Origin of the sequence: Streptomyces hydrogenans (assembly GCF_014656075.1) — a bacterium.
Lineage (GTDB): Bacteria > Actinomycetota > Actinomycetes > Streptomycetales > Streptomycetaceae > Streptomyces > Streptomyces hydrogenans.
This window is the reverse complement of record NZ_BNBS01000156.1, coordinates 1-16,067: the sequence shown is the minus strand read 5'-3', so window position 1 is coordinate 16,067 and position 16,067 is coordinate 1. Positions and strand designations below refer to the sequence as shown.

13 protein-coding genes and 1 pseudogene are annotated in these 16,067 nt (G+C 73.7%); 7 read left to right on the top strand and 7 right to left on the bottom strand.

All coding sequences use genetic code 11. The features are described 5' to 3' along the window. Positions 1 to 924: 924 nt before the first annotated feature. The gene (locus tag IE321_RS36995; protein ID WP_189954746.1) at positions 925 to 1,128 is read right to left on the bottom strand and encodes an EF-hand domain-containing protein; all 204 of its coding nucleotides are present in this window, start codon (positions 1,126 to 1,128) and stop codon (positions 925 to 927) included. Between the two features lie 608 nt (positions 1,129 to 1,736). Between IE321_RS36995 and IE321_RS36990 the strand changes: the two genes are divergently transcribed. After that, complete coding sequence (locus IE321_RS36990; protein ID WP_226652385.1) at positions 1,737 to 2,366, top strand: CBS domain-containing protein; 630 nt, start codon at positions 1,737 to 1,739, stop codon at positions 2,364 to 2,366. A gap of 64 nt (positions 2,367 to 2,430) precedes the next feature. Beyond that, positions 2,431 to 3,117, top strand: coding sequence for a response regulator (locus IE321_RS36985; RefSeq protein WP_043232008.1), 687 nt, complete (start codon positions 2,431 to 2,433; stop codon positions 3,115 to 3,117). Here IE321_RS36985 and IE321_RS36980 read toward each other — a convergent pair. The 3 genes from IE321_RS36980 to IE321_RS36970 all read right to left on the bottom strand — a co-directional run bounded on the left by IE321_RS36980 (position 3,114) and on the right by IE321_RS36970 (position 6,540). Next, on the bottom strand, positions 3,114 to 4,859 hold the full coding sequence (locus IE321_RS36980; protein ID WP_190226136.1) for a sensor histidine kinase: 1,746 nt from the start codon (positions 4,857 to 4,859) through the stop codon (positions 3,114 to 3,116). The genes IE321_RS36985 and IE321_RS36980 overlap by 4 nt on opposite strands. A gap of 356 nt (positions 4,860 to 5,215) precedes the next feature. Further along, positions 5,216 to 6,079: a universal stress protein gene (locus IE321_RS36975; protein WP_190226135.1), complete on the bottom strand. Its 864-nt coding sequence runs from the start codon at positions 6,077 to 6,079 to the stop codon at positions 5,216 to 5,218. Beyond that, entirely contained in the window at positions 6,076 to 6,540 is a 465-nt protein-coding gene (locus IE321_RS36970) for a universal stress protein (protein WP_190226134.1), read from the bottom strand. The genes IE321_RS36975 and IE321_RS36970 overlap by 4 nt, the downstream gene beginning before the upstream one ends. 241 nt (positions 6,541 to 6,781) lie before the next feature. On the opposite strand from IE321_RS36970, the pseudogene IE321_RS42510 reads away from it, so the two are divergent. Continuing rightward, a pseudogene (locus IE321_RS42510) lies at positions 6,782 to 6,946 on the top strand (CBS domain-containing protein); the annotation flags it as partial. A 90-nt stretch (positions 6,947 to 7,036) separates the two neighbouring features. Here the strand turns inward: IE321_RS42510 and IE321_RS36960 are convergent. Genes IE321_RS36960 through IE321_RS36950 form a run of 3 tightly spaced genes read right to left on the bottom strand, consistent with a single transcriptional unit; the run spans position 7,037 to position 11,276 of the window. After that, the gene (locus IE321_RS36960) at positions 7,037 to 9,433 is read right to left on the bottom strand and encodes a glycoside hydrolase family 65 protein (RefSeq protein WP_190226133.1); all 2,397 of its coding nucleotides are present in this window, start codon (positions 9,431 to 9,433) and stop codon (positions 7,037 to 7,039) included. Next, positions 9,430 to 10,206 (bottom strand): HAD family hydrolase, encoded by a 777-nt coding sequence (locus IE321_RS36955; protein WP_190226132.1) that lies wholly within the window; start codon positions 10,204 to 10,206, stop codon positions 9,430 to 9,432. Before IE321_RS36955 ends, IE321_RS36960 begins: the two co-directional genes overlap by 4 nt. After that, positions 10,203 to 11,276: a zinc-dependent alcohol dehydrogenase family protein gene (locus IE321_RS36950; protein ID WP_043226020.1), complete on the bottom strand. Its 1,074-nt coding sequence runs from the start codon at positions 11,274 to 11,276 to the stop codon at positions 10,203 to 10,205. The genes IE321_RS36955 and IE321_RS36950 overlap by 4 nt, the downstream gene beginning before the upstream one ends. 197 nt (positions 11,277 to 11,473) lie before the next feature. On the opposite strand from IE321_RS36950, the gene IE321_RS36945 reads away from it, so the two are divergent. From IE321_RS36945 to IE321_RS36930, 4 genes are all read left to right on the top strand, one after another. Next, complete coding sequence (locus IE321_RS36945; RefSeq protein WP_190226131.1) at positions 11,474 to 12,901, top strand: MBL fold metallo-hydrolase RNA specificity domain-containing protein; 1,428 nt, start codon at positions 11,474 to 11,476, stop codon at positions 12,899 to 12,901. 173 nt (positions 12,902 to 13,074) lie between these two features. Further along, positions 13,075 to 13,728, top strand: coding sequence for a CBS domain-containing protein (locus IE321_RS36940; protein WP_190226130.1), 654 nt, complete (start codon positions 13,075 to 13,077; stop codon positions 13,726 to 13,728). Between the two features lie 53 nt (positions 13,729 to 13,781). Next, entirely contained in the window at positions 13,782 to 15,116 is a 1,335-nt protein-coding gene (locus tag IE321_RS36935; RefSeq protein WP_190226129.1) for a nicotinate phosphoribosyltransferase, read from the top strand. Between the two features lie 488 nt (positions 15,117 to 15,604). Next, on the top strand, positions 15,605 to 15,928 hold the full coding sequence (locus tag IE321_RS36930) for a rhodanese-like domain-containing protein (protein ID WP_190226128.1): 324 nt from the start codon (positions 15,605 to 15,607) through the stop codon (positions 15,926 to 15,928). Positions 15,929 to 16,067: the final 139 nt, after the last annotated feature.

Below are 16,067 nucleotides of genomic sequence, written 5' to 3'. Positions count from 1 at the left end.
CCCCGCACCCCCAGATCAACGCTCGGAGGGCCATCCAACCAGCCCGAAGATCATTTCGTTAGGGGTTGTAACACCGCGGCCGCGAATGCACTGGTCAGTGCTCGTCTCATCTTGCACGCCCTCCCGATGGTCCCCAGGTCTTGGAGCGGTCGCAGTCTAGGGCGTGGTGTGGCCTGCGGGAGTGGGATTTCCGGCCGATCAGCGTGCCCAGAGCCCCATCATTCAGGCGACACGTCCTTGGCCTTGCCGGGACCGCTGGGGTCCGTACCGAATCGACGGCAACGTGGAACACCCCGCGAGTGCGGGGAACGACGGTACCCTGTCGCGGAGCCCGGGAACGCGCCGCCGTCGGTCTGGGCCGACACATGTCCGGCATTCCCCGAGCCGCTCCGCGCCCCCAGACCCGTCCCCGCCGGAGCCATGGCGCAGACGACTCATCTCGCCGCAGGCGCAGACGCTCCTTCCTGGGCCATTCCCTGCTGCGGGCCATCCCGTTCGCCGGGACCCGGCTGAACTTGCCGGAGCCGGTCCCGAACGCACAACAGCGCGGGAGGCATCTGGTGCTGATCGCGGCGCTGCTCCGGGCCGGCGGGCGACGGGGCGCGGGATCCACGAGGGACATCCAGGTCACTGTGATGGCGCACGACGCCGCGAGGGCGTACCCACGAGTTGCAAGGTCTCGGAGGTCGCGCCCGAAGGTCACCGTCGATGTCGCACGGATACGGGATCCGGTGTCGCGGTGCGACCCCGTACAGAGCTACTCGCCGAAGAAGCTTGGCTTCTTCCAGGAGCACACGTAAGGCTCCTGACCTTCGAAGCCGTCTTTCGGAGGCCACGTCGGACGGCCTTCCGCGCAACCCGCGGCGAACCCGGCGCGCGGGCGCCTGGAGCAGGCCCCAGGCGCCCGCGCTGTCAGGCCCGGCGCTACTTCAGCAGGGTGCGGAACTCGTCGAAGTCGAGGACCCCGTCGTGGTTCGCGTCGGCCGTCATGGCCTTCTTGACCTCTTCCGCCAGGTGCCCGTGGGCACCCTCGGCCTTGAAGCCCTCCGCCAACTCGACGATGTTGATCCGCCCGTCGCCATCCGTGTCGATCTCGTCGAACAGCGCCCTGAGTTCGGCCTCGTTCACTGCGTACCTCTCTCACGTTCACGGGCCCCGGAGGCCCACGTGCCCACCACCCTGCCACACCGTCGACAGCACGCTGACGACCAAGCCTTCGGACCGGACCGCCTCGCCCCCCCACGCCCCGGGCCACCGGAGACCCTGGCACGAGCCGCCGAGGCGGCCACCGGGAAGGTACCGGGGCTACGACCGCGTTCCAGGAGGAGGCCCGCGCGCGCCTGCCGGCGGACCGGCTGCGCCCGTCGTGGTCGGCGAGTTCAAGGCAGGCGAGCACAGCCTCCTCGACGCGCTCCCCGCCGACGCCGGCGAGCCGCCGCTGCTACCGGAGGCCGAGGAGATCGGCACCGGCGTGCCCGTGTCCGTGTCCGTCTCGTACGCCGATCCGGAGACCATCGAGGTCGTCCGTACCGCCGGGGGGCGCAGGCCGTGGAGCGGGTCCGCGTCGACCGGCAGGGGCTGCGCGCTGAGGCGGTCGGCGCGCTCCCGGACGCCCTCGCGGAACCGGTGGTCCTTCCGCAACATGAGGCCGGGTGGCCGGAGGAGGGGGCCGGTCGGCCCTCTCGGTCCGGCGGGCGCCCGGGCAGAGTGGTGGGGACGCGACAAGGAGGTCTCTCATGCCGAAGCCTGCCGGGCCCCGCGTCGTCGGTGACGTCATGACCCACACCGCCGTGGCGATCGGCCGTGACGCGCCCTACAAGGAGATCGTGGCGCTCATGGACGAGTGGAAGGTGAGCGCCCTGCCCGTCCTGGAGGGGGAGGGGAGGGTCGTGGGGGTGGTCTCGGAGGCGGATCTGCTGCTCAAAGAGGCGTTCCGGGGCGCGGACCCGCTCTCGGGGGAGGCCGGGAGCGCGGCGAAGGCCGGTGCGGTGAGGGCGGGGGACCTCATGTCGAGTCCGGCGGTGACGGTTCGTGCCGGCGCCTCTCTGGCCGAAGCGGCGCGGATCATGGCCCGGAGGAAGGTGAAACGGCTGCCGGTGGTGAACGGGATCGGGCTGCTGGAGGGGGTCGTCAGCCGGAGCGACCTGCTCAAGGTGTTCCTGCGCGAGGACGGGGAGATCGAGGCGGAGATCCGGCGGTCCGTGCTCGGCGGGCCGGCGCTCACCGGGGTGGACGTGACGGTGACCGAGGGTGTGGCCACGCTGCGGGGGACGCTCGCCGACCGTTCGCTGGTGCCCCTGCTGGCGCGTGCCGCCCGCGCCGTGGAGGGGGTCGTCGACGTCCGGGTGGAGCTCGGCACCACGTGAAAGCGCTTCGTGACGGACAATTCTTGTGGGGGCGGGTGCACACCCAGCGAGCACAGGGGTCGCCATGACCGAGCTTCCGACCGCCGGGGAACCGACGCGGGTCTTCCTGGTGGACGATCACGAGGTCGTCCGCCGGGGTCTGCGCGACCTGATCGACGACGAGCCCGACCTGCGGGTCGTCGGGGAGGCGGGCTCGGCCGATCAGGCCCTGGCCCGGGGTCCCGCCCTGCGGCCGGACGTGGCGGTCCTCGACGTACGCCTGCCCGACGGCGACGGGATCGCCGTGTGCCGGGAACTGCGGTCGCGGATGCCGGAGCTGGCGTGTCTGATGCTGACCTCGTTCGACGACGAGGACGCGCTGCTCGACGCGATCATGGCCGGGGCGTCGGGGTACGTGCTCAAGCAGATCAAGGGCTCCGACCTCGTGTCGGCGGTACGGACCGTGGCGACGGGGCAGTCGATGCTCGACCCGGCGACCACGGCCCGCCTGATGCGTACGCTGCGGGACCCGGAGACCGCCCGGTCGCCCGAGGACGAGCGGCTCGCGGCGCTGTCCGAGCGCGAGCGGTCCGTGCTGGAGCTCATCGGGGAGGGGCTCACCAACCGGCAGATCGCCAAGGCGCTCTACCTGTCGGAGAAGACGGTCAAGAACCACATCTCGCGGCTGCTCGGCAAGCTGGGCGTCGAGCGGCGGGTGCAGGCGGCCGTGATCGCCGCGCAGGCGCACGAGCACGGGGCGGGGAACGTCTAGTCTCCCGGTGCGGGGTCGGGGGGCAGCGGGACGCGCCAGCTGAGACGTGTTCCCCCACCAGGCTCCGCCGGGGAGTGGAGACTGAGCCGGCCGTCGAGGCGCTCGGCCCGCTCCGCGATGTTGCGCAGCCCCCGGTCGACCCGGTCCGGCGGCAGGCCGGTGCCGTCGTCCGCCACGTTCACCTCCAGGACTCCGTCGTCCGCGCGGACGGTGACGTCGGCGCTGCGGGCGTGGGCGTGGCGGGCGACGTTGGTGAGGGCTTCGCCGATGACGGCGACCACGTCGTCCGCGACGTCGACGGGCACGTCGGTGTCCAGCAGGCCCTCCATGCGGAGCGCGGGGGCGAAGCCGAGGGTCTCCGCGGCGGCGTCGACGACCGAGACGATCCGGCTCCTGAGCCTGGGCGCGGTACCGGGGGTGTCGTGTTCCCGGAGGCCGAAGATGGTCGAGCGGATGATCTTGATGGTGGTGTCGAGGTCGTCGATCGCCCTGGTCAGCCGGTCGACGGCCTCCGGGTGCTCGACGAAGCGCCGGGCGCTCTGCAGGGTCATGCCGGTGGCGAAGAGGCGCTGGATCGCCAGGTCGTGCAGGTCCCGCGCGATCCGGTCACGGTCCTCCAGCAGGGTCACCTGTTCGGCGTCGCGGCGGCGGTCGGCCAGTTCCAGGGCGAGCGCCGCCTGGCCCGCGAAGCCCGGGAGGGCGGCGGTCTCCGCGCCCATGAAGGGCTTGCGCCCGCTTCGGCGGGCGAGGATCAGGACGCCGCTGAGCCGTTCCTTGGTGCCCACGGTGACCGCCACGGCCGGGCCGAAGCCCTGCCACCGTTCGGGCTGGACCGTGACGCGCGCGTCGCTGGAGACGTCCCCCACGGCGACGAGCCCGTCGGTCGCGGCGAGGGCCGCGGCCGCCAGGGTGCCCTCGCTGCTGGGCAGGACGACTCCCCGATGGGTGTCGGCCCCGTCTCCGTGCGCCAGCGAACCCCGCAGCTCGCCTTCCGGGCCGACCAGGTAGAAGACGCCCATGTCCGCATCGGCGATGTCCACGGCCTGTTCCAGCATCCCGTCCAGGACCTCCGTCTCCCCCGTACCGGAGAGCAGGGCGCTGGTGAAGTCGGAGCTGGCCGCGAGCCAGCGCTGGCGCCGCCTGCCCTCCTCGTAGAGCCGGGCGTTCTCGATCGCGACGCCGGCGGCGACGGCCAGGGTCGTCACGACGGCCTCGTCCTCGGCGTCGAAGTCGGCCCCGCCGCGCTTCTCGGTGAGGTAGAGGTTGCCGAAGACCTCGTCGCGGACCCGGATGGGCACACCGAGGAACGAGTGCATGGGCGGATGGTGGGCCGGGAAGCCGTACGAGGCCGGGTGCTCGGACAGCTCGGTCAGCCGGAGCGGCTCGGGGTTGCGGATCAGCTCGCCGAGGATGCCGTGCCCGGAGGGCAGGGCACCGATCCGCGCGCGCAGGTCGTCGTCGATGCCGATGGGGAGGAACTCCGACAGCCGCCGGTCCTCGCCGATGACGCCCAGGGCACCGTACTCGGCGTCGACCAGGGAGACGGCGGCCTCGACGATGCCGCGCAGCACCTGGGGCAGGTCGAGTTCGCGGCCCACCGAGATGACGGCTTCCAGAAGACCCGTGAGGCGGTCTCTCGTGCCGCGCACGTCTTCGATACGGGCCTGGAGCTCGTCCAGCAGTTCGTCGAGCCGGAGCTTCGGCAGCCTGGTGTCCGCCGGCCCGATGCCGTCCCGGTCCATCAAAGCCTCCGGTCACACCCCGAGGGCACGACATCTGCCGCACCCGCCTTCACGGTAGCTCGGTCGGCCCGGCCGTTCCTGTCGGGCCCGTCCCCCTGAAGGCCGTGCGGACAGCTCGTGCGGCGAGGAATCCGGCGGGCACACAGGCCGCCGCCGGACCGAGTCCCGCGGCGCGGAGCGGATCGGTGTCGAGGACCGTTCGGAGGAAGGGCACGTACCGCCGTACGGGCCGGCGGGCGGCCACCTCGTCGGGCCCGTCGGCGGCGAGCCGTCGGGCCGCCTCCGTCGCGGTGAGCCCGGTCGGCGGGGTGGCCGCGGCGGCCCGGGGGGTCGCTCGGTGTCGACATGGCTCGTGCTCACCCCGTGGGGACGGTGATCACGGGGCAGTGGGCGCGGTGCAGGAGACCGTGGACGACCGAGCCGACGCGCATGCCGGTGTAGCCGCCCCGGCCGCGACGCCCGACGACGACGGCGACGGCGTGCTCGGCGGCGTCCGCGAGCAGTTCGACGGGCGAGCCGGTGAGCACTTCGTGGGTGAGGCGGACGTCCGGGTACTTCTCGGCCCACCCGGCCGTGGTCTCCGAAAGGAGCCGGCGCTCGGCGTGGAACAGGGTGTCCCCGGTGCGGAGGGTGAAGACGGGGGGCTGCCAGACCGCGACGGCCCGCAGGGCGCAGCGCCTGAGGTCGGCCTCCTCGAAGGCGAGGGCGAGGGCCGCCCGGGAGGACTCGCTGCCGTCGACGCCGACGACGAGGTACGCCGGGTCCTGGGTGGTGTGCTCGGCGTCGCCGACCACGACGACGGGGCAGCGGGCCTGCGCGGTGACGGGCACGACGAGGGAGCCGGTGCTGAGGAACTCCTCGGCGCGGCTCAGGTGGCGGGAGCCGAGGACGGTCATGGCGGCCTCCTGGGCGAGGCCAGCCATCACGGCGGCGGGGGGACCGTCGGCCAGAGCGGAGGTGACGGCCACGTCCGGCCGGCGGGTCCGGGCCCAGTCGGCCGCCGCGCGCAGGGCGTCCTTCCCTCGCCGCGTCCGGGCCTGGTGCCGGGGCGTGTCGTCGACGTGCTGGGCGTCGTGCGCGGGTGGCACGGCGACGACGAGGCGGAGGGCGAGCCGACGGTGGTGGGCCTCATCGGTGGCCCAGGCCAGGGCGAGGCGTCCTTCGCGGACGGGGTCGATGCCGACGACGATCTCCCGCCGCCGTCCCGTGGTGGTGTTCATGATGTGCTCCCGTGTCCGGGTCCGTGCCGGGGGACGAGCTCCACCGGGCAGTGGGCGTGTCGCAGCAGGGCGAGCGTGGTCCGGCCCGGTGCCGGCCCCGGGTGATCGGGGCCCCGGTGGCCGACGACGATCGTGCCGCTCAGGGCGGCGGCGTGCCGCAGTGCCTCGGAGGGCGGCCGGTCGCTGAGTTCCTTGACGACGAGCACGTCAGGGTGGCGCGCGGAGACGGTCGCGGCCGTGAGGTCGAGCAGTTCGCGACCGGTCCTGCGGCTCTCGTCGATCTCGGCCTGGAAGGGGTACCGGGCGAGGGCGTCCGGGCCCGTCGCATGGACGAGGAAGAGCCCCGAGCCCCTCAGGAGCGCCTCTTCGGCGGCCCACAGGACGGCGGACAGCGCGCTTTCGGATCCGTCGACGCCGACGACGACGGGCCCGAGGCGCGGGAGACGCTGGACTGCGGCCATGGCTCCTCCTTGCCGGGTCCCCGAGGACTGCGCTTCGACCTTCGCACCGGGTGCCGGGTGAGCCGGAGGGCCTCTGGGGGCACAGGTGGGGCCAAAGGTCCCACGGGGCGGGCGCGCGGATCCGGCGGAGGCCCGGTCGGGCCCTCGGGTGAACCGTTCGGCCCCCGCCCAAGCGCACCGGCGCGGCGGACGGTGGTGGCGTAGGGACCCGTCCGCCGACTTCCCGAACGGGAGGACCGCGATGAAGCACCTGAAGGTCGGTGGCCTGATGACCGACGACGTGGTCTCCGCCCTCCCCCAGACGTCGTTCCGGGACGCGGCGAAACTCCTCCTCGCCGAGCACGACATCGGCGGAGTGCCGGTCGTGGACGCCGACGACCACGTCGTCGGCGTGGTCTGCGCGAGCGACCTCCTGGCCCACAGGGCCCTGACCGCCCGGGACGGGTGGCCGGCCGGCCGTCGGCGAGGTGCTCGCCTTCGGCCGGGTGCCCGCGCCTCAGAGCGGGAACCACCGTTCCCCGCCGGGCGGGACGGTGAACCTCCGGTCTCCGGGGAGGACGAGGGGAAGGGGAGCTCCGGGCCCGGCGGGGACCCGCACTCCCAGCCGGCCGGGCAGCACGCGCAGGCGTACGCCGCGGTGCCCGCCGCAGCAGAGGGTGAAGGCGAACCGGGGCAGCTGCCGCAGGGACACCGGCGCCACCCGGAGGCCGTCCGGGCCCGCCTCCAGGCCGGTGATCCCGCGTTCGACCAGGTCGATCGTGCCGGCCATCGCCCCGAGGTGGACGCCCTCGCCGGTCGTGCCGCCCTGGACGTCCGCCACGTCGGAGAGCAGGGCCTCCTCGCAGTAGCGCCAGGCCCCGGCGCCCTTCAGGCGGGCGAGCACCCAGCCGTGGACGAGGCTGCTGAGGGTCGAGCCGTGGCTGGTGCGGCGCAGGTAGTAGTCCACCGTGGCCCGCCAGGTCCCGTCGTCCAGCCGGTGTCCGAGCCGCGCGAACAGCGCTGCCAGCTCGTCGGGGCGGAAGAGGTAACCGAGCATGAGGGTGTCGGCCTGCTTCGACGCCTGGTAGCGGTTGACGGTGTCGCCTTCCGCCTCCAGGATCCGGTCCAGTCGGCGGATGTCGCCGTAGCGGGCGCGGTACGCCTCCCAGTCCAGCTCCGCCAGCTCCCCGAAACCTTCGAACTGGCTGATCACGCCTCGGTGGAACGGCACGTGCAGACGACGGGACACGTCGTCCCAGCGGGCGGTCTCCCCCTCGTCCAGCGCGAGCCGTTCCCGCAGTTCGGCCCGGCGCGCGGCGGGCAGTTCGCGCAGCAGGTCGAGGCCGCGGGCGAGCACCCAGGCGGCGGTCACGTTCGTGTAGGCGTTGTCGTCGACGCCCGGGACCGCCGCGTGGGGATAGGCGTCGTGGTACTCGTCGGGGCCCACCACTCCGCGGAGGCGGTAGCGGCCGAGGTCGGGGTCCCGTTCGGCCGAGTCGGCCCAGAACCGGGCGACCTCCAGCAGGATCTCGGCGCCCTCCCCGTACAGGAAGGCCTGGTCCCCAGTGGACCGCGCGTACTTCCAGACGTTGTAGGCGACGGCCGAGCCGACGTGCCGCTGAAGCCGGGAGTGGTCGGGCAGCCAGCGGCCCGAGCGCGGGTTGAGGTGCACCTCCTGGGTCTCCTCCGCTCCCGAACCTCCGCTCTGCCAGGGGTACATGGCGCCCCGGCGACCCGCGCGCCGGGCGGCCTCGCGGGCGGCGGGCAGGCGCCGGTGGCGGTACCGAAGCAGGGCTTCGGCGACGTCCGGGAAGTGGAGGTCCAGGTAGGGCAGGACGAAGAGCTCGTCCCAGAAGACGTGGCCGCGGTACGCCTCGCCGTGCAGGCCCCGGGCCGGTACGCCGACGTCGAGGTCGGCCGTGTGCGGGGAGAGCGTCTGCAGCAGGTGGAACAGGTGCAGCCGCAGGACGCGGCCCGGCTCTCCCGGCACGCGCAGCTCGCCCTCCTCCCAGAGTCGCTGCCAGGCCGCCTCGTGCGCGGCCATCAGCGCGGGGAAGGAGGGCGCCTCGCCAGCCGCCTCCACGGCCCTCGCGAGGGGGTCGCCCGGTGTGTGGGCCGGCGTGGTGCGCAGGGCCAGCGTCTTGGTCACCCGCACCGTCCGTCCCCGGGCGACGGGCAGGCGGTACAGCTGCCCGGTGCCGGTCGAGGTGCCGGTCGTCCGGGCGGGGCGTGCGGGGCGGGTGTCCGTGCGGACGGCCAGGGCGATCAGGTGGCCGGGGTCGCCCGTGCGACAGGACAGGCCTGCGACCCCGCCGGGCGCGAACACGGTCCGGTGGCCGGACAGGTGCCGGCTCTCCAGGTGGTGGTAGCGCTCGACGCCGGTGTTGGCGACGTCTCCGTCGAGCAGGGACTCGACCTCGATCTCACCGCTCCAGCCGTAGGCGTGGAAGGTGGTGCGCTGGGCGGCGAGCCCGGGGTCTCCCATGTGGACGAGGCGGGTGTGTCCGACGCGCAGTCCGCGTCCTCGGGCGTCCTGGAAGTACAGGCCGCGGTGCAGGGTCCCTCGCCGCAGGTCGAGCCGGACGGTGGAGTGGCGGAGCTCGTCGGAGTCGGGGGTGAGCCACTCCCCCGCCGGCTCGTCCGCGGGCAGGCGGCGGTACCGCAGCAGGGTCCAGTTCGGGAGGTTGACGAGGTCCTCGTTCTCGACCGCCCGGCCGTCCACGAGCGAGGTGCGCCGGTCGTAGCAGCCCGCGAGGTAGGTGCCCGGGTAGTGCGTGGTGCCGGCGGCGCACTCGGGCGCGGAGCCCCGGGTGGCGAACCGGCCGTTCCCGAGGGTGCAGAGGGCTTCCACCAGACGCTCGCGCTCCGGCGCGTAGGCGTCGTAGCCCCAGGTCCAGCCCGCCCCCGGGTTCACGGCCGCGCTCCCCACACCGCCTCCACCCACTCCATGAGGTCGGTGGTGACGAGGTGGGCGCCGTGTTCGCGCAGCGAGCCGGTGGTGTGCCGGTCCGGGGTGCGGTCGACACCGACGACGAGGCCGAAGCGTCCGCGGCGGCCCGCCAGGACGCCGGCGAGGGCGTCCTCGACGACCGCGCAGTCCTGGGGACGGACGCCGAGGACGTGTGCCGCGTGGAGGAAGAGCGCGGGGTCCGGTTTGCCCGGCAGTCCGAGCCGGGCGGCTTCCCCGCCGTCCACGACGGTGCGGAGGAGGCGGTCGAACCCACCGGCGGCGAGCAGTGCGCGGGCGTGGCGGGAGGCGGAGACCGCCGCGCACGGTACGCGGTGGTCACGCAGGGCGGTCAGCGCTCGTACGGCGTCCTCGAAGGCGACGACCGGCCTGGTGCGCAGCGCGCCCTGGAACGCCTGCTCCTTGCGGGCCGCCACGGCCCGGACCGTGTCGCAGCCCGGGGGGTCGTCGGCCGCACCGTGCGGCAGGCGGACGCCCCGGGCGGTCAGGAACGCCTCCGCGCCGTCGTAGCGGGACCTGCCGTCGACGTACCTGCGGTAGTCGGCGTCCGCGTCGAACGGCTCCTGCGGTCCCGCCCCGTCCGCCCGCTCCGCGAGGCAGGCGTCGAACGCGGTCTTCCACGCAGCCGCGTGGACGGCGGCGGAGTCGATCAGCACGCCGTCGGTGTCCAGGACGACCGCGCGCGGCCGCGTGGAGCCGGGGGGAGGGAGGCCGTTCATCCGGGTCCCGCGGCCTGGACGGCCGTGTGCTGCGGTCCGCCGAGCGCGACCTTGATCGCCCCGGTCTCGGCAGCGCGGCCGAAGACGTCGTACGCCTCTTCCATCTGCCCGAGTTCGAAGCGGTGGGTGACCAGTCCGGAGACCGGGAGCCGGCCGGCGGCCGTCATGCGCAGCAGCATCGGCGTCGAGGAGGTGTCGACGAGGCCGGTGGTGAGGGTGACGTCCTTGATCCACAGGTCTTCGAGGTGGAGGACGGCGGGCTTGCCGTGGACGCCTATGTTGGCGACCCGGCCGCCGGGGCGGACCATCCGGGTGCACATCTCGAAGGTCTCCGGAACGCCGACGGCCTCCATGACGACGTCGGCGCCGAGGCCGTCGGTCAGGTCGGCGACGAGCTGTTCCGGTCCCTCGTCGGCCGTGGCGGTGGCGTCCGCGCCAAGGCGGCGGGCGGCGGCGAGGCGGGAGTCGGCCAGGTCCACGGCGATGATCCGGCCGGGGCTGTAGAGGCGTGCGGTGATGATCGCGGCGAGGCCGATGGGACCCGCTCCGACCACGACGACCGTGTCGCCCGGCCGGACGCCGCCGTTGAGGACGCCGACCTCGTAGGCGGTGGGAAAGATGTCGGCGAGGAGCACGGCGTCGAAGCTGTCGACCGCGCTCGGCAGCGGGTGGACGGAGAGGTCGGCGAAGGGCACGCGGACGTACTCGGCCTGCGTCCCGTCGATCAGGTGGCCCAGGACCCAGCCGCCACCGCCCCCGCATTGCCCGTAACGCCGCTCGCGGCAGAAGGCGCAGCGGCCGCACGAGGAGATGCAGGAGACGAGGACACGGTCGCCGGGCCGCACCGTCCGGACGTCGCCGCCCGTCTCGACCACCGTGCCCACCGCCTCGTGGCCGAGGACGCGGCCGGGTTCGACCTCGGGCACGTCCCCCTTGACGATGTGCAGGTCGGTGCCGCAGAGAGTGACGGCGTCGACGCGGACGATCGCGTCGGCGGCGTCCTCGACCTTGGGGTCGGGCACTTCCTGCCAGGCCACCTCGCCCGTCCCCCGGAACACGAGAGCCTTCATGACGGCCGCCTTCCCGCAGGGTCCGCGGGTCTCGTCCCGCGGATACCACTGCCAGGCTGGCCCTTCGGCGTGCCCGTCCGCATGGGCCGACCGGTCCCCCGTCGGGGCCCCTCGGGCCCCTGGCACGCGGCACCGGGCGGCGCGAGGGTGGAGCTGGACCGGTGCGACCGGCCCCCGGCACGAAGAAGGGCCCTCCCATGTCCGAGACAGCGGCGCGAACCGTCCCGGCGGCACCGCGTCCCGCCCTGCTCAGCTTCCTGGGCGGCGTGGGGACGGTGACCGGCAGCAAGTTCCTGGTCGAGAGCGACCATGCCCGGATCCTTGTCGACTGTGGTCTCTTCCAGGGTTTCGCGAACCTGCGCCGCCGCAACCGGGAACGCTTCGCCCGTGACGCCGCCGACGTCCGCGCCGTGGTCGTCACCCACGCCCACCTCGACCACTGCGGCTATCTGCCGCGCCTGGTCCGCCAGGGCTTCCGCGGGCCGATCCTCGCGACCCCGCACACGGCCCGGCTCGCCGAGATCGTCCTGCGCGACAGCGCGCACCTCCAGAGGGAAGCGGCCCGGCACGCCAACGAGCACGGCTGGTCGAAACACCGCCCGGCGAAGCCCCTCTACGACGACACCGACGTGGACAAGACCTTGTCCTTCTTCGACCCGGTTCCCGTCGGGGCGGACGTGGAGATCATGCGCGGCACCCGGCTGACGCTCCACCACGGCGGTCACATCCTCGGCTCGGCCTGGGCCCGCCTCACCCTGGAGGACGGGCACACGCTGGCCGTCTCCGGCGACCTGGGGCGCCCCGGACACCCGCTGCTCCTGCCGCCCGAGCCGTTCTCGGGCGCCGACGCGCTGCTGATCGAGTCGACGTACGGCGACCGCCGCCACGACCAGGACGCCGCCCGTTCGGAGTTCGCGGCGGTGATCGCCCGGGCCCTCGCCCGCGGTGGAACGGTGGTGATCCCGTCGTTCGCGATCGACCGGACCGAGGTCGTCCTGCACGAACTGACCCGGCTGCGCGAGACGGGCGTGCTGCCCCCTTCGGTGCCCGTCTACGTGGACAGCCCCATGGCCCTGGCCGCCCTCGACGTCTACCGCGGCGCCGTGCGCGAGCACTCCCCCGAGCTGCGGCCCGAGATCCTGGCGCGGGGCGAGGCCGCGCTGAGCCCGGCCCCGTTCCTCGCCGCCCGGACCGTTCAGGAGTCCATCGACATCAACAGCGCGCACGGTCCCGCCGTCATCGTCTCCTCCGCCGGCATGGCCACCGGAGGCCGCGTCCTGCACCACCTGCACCGCCTCCTGCCCGACCCGCGCAACGCCGTCGTCGTGGTCGGCTTCGCCGCCGCGGGCACCCGCGCCCGCGACCTGGTCGACGGAGCCCGCACGCTGAAGATGTTCGGCGAGTACGTGCCCGTACGGGCCGAAGTCGCCGACGTGCCCCACTTCTCCGCCCACGCCGACGCGGCACAGATCATCGACTGGCTCCGGGACGCTCCCGCCCCGCGGACCGCCTACGTCGTGCACGGCGAACCGGCCGCCTCCGAGGCACTGCGCGACCGGATAGACCGCGAACTGGGCTGGACCGCCGTCGTGCCCCGCTCCGGCGAGACCGTCCTGGTCCGCTGAGACGGGCCCTTCGGCCCCACGGCGGGACCCGCGCGGCCCTGCCGCCCGGCGCGAGCCCCGCCGATCCTGAGAGGGAAGGGCTGGAGGACGCCATGACCACCACGCGGACCCCGCGGGACGAGCTCCCCCGAAGGCTCGGAATCCCTGGCCCACGCCCGCTGAAGGAGACCGACATGACCTCCCGGCCGTTCACCGTCGCCGACGTGATGACCAAGAAGGTCGTCGCCGTCCGGCCCGACACCCCGTTCAAGGAGATCGCCGCCGCCATGGAGCGCTGGAAGGTGAGCGCACTGCCCGTCCTGGAGGGCGAGGGTCGTGTCGTCGGCGTGGTGTCCGAGGCGGACCTGCTCGTCAAGGAGGAGTTCCACGACCACCGCCTCGGCATGGTCGAGCAGCTGCGGCGGCACGACGCCACCGCGAAGGCGGGTTCCGACCGGGCGGCGGAGCTGATGTCCGCTCCGGCCGTCACCGTCGGCCCCGACGCGACCCTGTCGCGGGCCGCCCGGATCATGGCTACCCGCAGGGTGAAACGGCTTCCGGTCGTCGACGGGGACGGCGTGATCCAGGGCGTCGTCAGCCGGTCCGATCTCCTGAAGGTCTTCCTGCGGCCGGACGAGGAGCTCGCCGACGAGATCCGCGGTGACGTCGTCGCCAAGCTCTTCCCGCTCTCCCGGGACCGGATCGAGGTCCGTGTCGAGGCCGGCGTCGTGACCCTGATCGGCGACGTACGCGACAGCACGCTCGTCCCGGTCGCGGAGCGCCTGGCCCGGGCGGTCGAGGGCGTGGTGGACGTACGGTGCGGCCTCACCCTCGCCGCCGGGGCGTGAGGCCGGCAGTCCTTCCCCGTGCGGGGCGCCGGACGGCCGCGCATGCTCGAAGCATGTCCGAGGTGACGGCCACCGACCTGTACGAGGTCACCATGGCGCTCTCGTACCTGCGGGAGGACATGCGGGCGCCTGCCACGTTCAGCCTGTTCGTGCGGGATCTGCCGCCGGGCCGGGGGTTCCTGGTCGCCGCCGGTCTGGAACCGGCCCTCGACCACCTCGCGCGGTTCCGGGTGAGCCGTGCGGACGTCGAGGAGTTCGCGAACGCGTTGCGGCGTCCCGCGGCGGACCTCGAACCGTTGCGGGGGCTCCGCTTCGACGGGGAGGTGCGGGCCGTGCCGGAGGGGCGGCTCGTCCTCGCCGGAGAGCCGCTCCTGGAGGTCACCGCCCCGCTTCCCCAGGCGCAGCTGGTCGAGACGCACCTGCTGTCGCTGCTCTGTCACCAGACGGCGGTCGCCTCCAAGGCCGCCCGGTGCGTGCTCGCCGCCGCCGGGTGCCGGCTGGTGGACTTCTCGCTCCGCCGGACCCACGGCCCCGGGGCCGGGATGCAGGCGGCGCGGCTGTGTGCCCTGGTCGGGTTCGCGGGCACCAGCAACGTCGCCGCCGCCTGCCGGTACGGCATCCCGGCCGCCGGAACGATGGCCCACTCCTATGTCGAGTGCTTCCCCTCGGAGGAGCGGGCGTTCCGCGCCTTCGCCCGCACCCACCCCGGTCCGGTGACGTTCCTGGTCGACACCTACGACACCGGCCGCGGGGTCGCCACGGCGGCGCGCGTCTTCGCGGACCTCGGGCTCGCCGGGGGATGCGCGATCCGGCTCGACAGCGGTGACCTGGGGGCGCTCGCCCGCCGGGCCCGTGCCACGCTCGACGCGGCGGGCCTGGCGGACGTCCGGATCATCGCGAGCGGCGGTCTGGACGAGTACGGGGTGGACCGGCTGGTGCGGGAGGGCGCGCCGATCGACGCGTACGCCGTCGGCACGAAGGTCGGCACGGCCGCCGACGCGCCGTACCTGGACGCCGCGTACAAGCTGGTCGAGTACGACGGCCGGCCCGTGATGAAGCTGTCGTCCGCCAAGGTGACGTCACCGGGCCCGAAACAGGTCTTCCGGAAGCCGGGGCTGGACGACGTCATCGGCCTGGCGAACGAGGAGCCGCCCGTGGGCACGGAGCCACTGCTGCGGACCGTGATGCGCGGCGGGCTCCGTACCGGTCCCCCGGACACCCTCTCGGCGGCCCGGGCCCGCTTCGAGGCGGACCTCGCGGAGCTTCCGGAGTCGGCACGGAGCATCGACGGCCCAATCCCGCCGGTCGCTTCGGCGTCCACGCGGCTGTCGGCGCTGACGTCCGTGGTCCGGCACCGCATCGCCACCCGGTCCGAGGCGGCGCGCTGACGGGAGGAAGGGGTGCGAGGGCCTGGACGGTGACGCCGTCGGAGGTTCTGACGGTGTAGCTCCTGCCGTCCTGCGGCGGCGCCTTTCGGGGGCGGTCGGTCGTCCAGCGGGCGGCAAGGAGGACCGAGAGCGCGGCGAGGACGGCGGCGTCCACTCCGAGGGCGTCGGCCAGGAGCCCCGCCGGCAGGGAACCGACCGCTGCCGAGACGACGAGCAGGACGAACTGCGCCCTGTTCTCCCGGAGCCCCAGCCGGACGACGCCGGGGAGGCGGCGATGCCGCCATGGTCCTCCGGGTCATCTCGCCGCCGTCCCTTCCGTTCTCGTATCCGCAGCTCACTATACCCCTAGGGGTATCACCCTCGCCCCCTCCTCACGCCGCTTCCCCTACCGCAGGGGATACCCAGGGGGGTATTTGACTTACCTTCGCGGCCCTGCCTACAGTCGAAAACGTAAATACCCGGGGGGGTATCCGAAAGGGTGATCTTCCATGCGTGAAGTGGATCTGGACGTCTTCGCGGCCGAGCTGGCTCAGGGCGCTTTCGCCATCGACGTCCGCGAGCCGGACGAATACGCGGCGGGTCATGTGCCGGGCGCCCGCACCGCGCCTCTCTCCGAGCTCGGTGCCCACCTGGCCGCGCTGCCCGCCGACCGGCCCGTCTACGTCATCTGCGCGAGCGGCAACCGCAGCGCCTGGGCCGCCGAGCACCTGGAGAACGTCGGTTTCCAAGCGGTCTCGGTCGCGGGCGGCACCTCCGGCTGGGTTCGCGGCGGCCACCCGGTCGTACGCGGCACGGACACCCGAGCCTCCTGAGAAGGGCGGCCCCCGCCCTCCCCCGCTCCTTCCTCCCGTCTCGCAGAGCTCCGCTCCGCGCATGCTTTCCGTCGAAAGGTTCCACCGTGTTCTTCGCCCAGTACTACCTCGACTGCCTGTCCCACGCCTCGTACCTGAT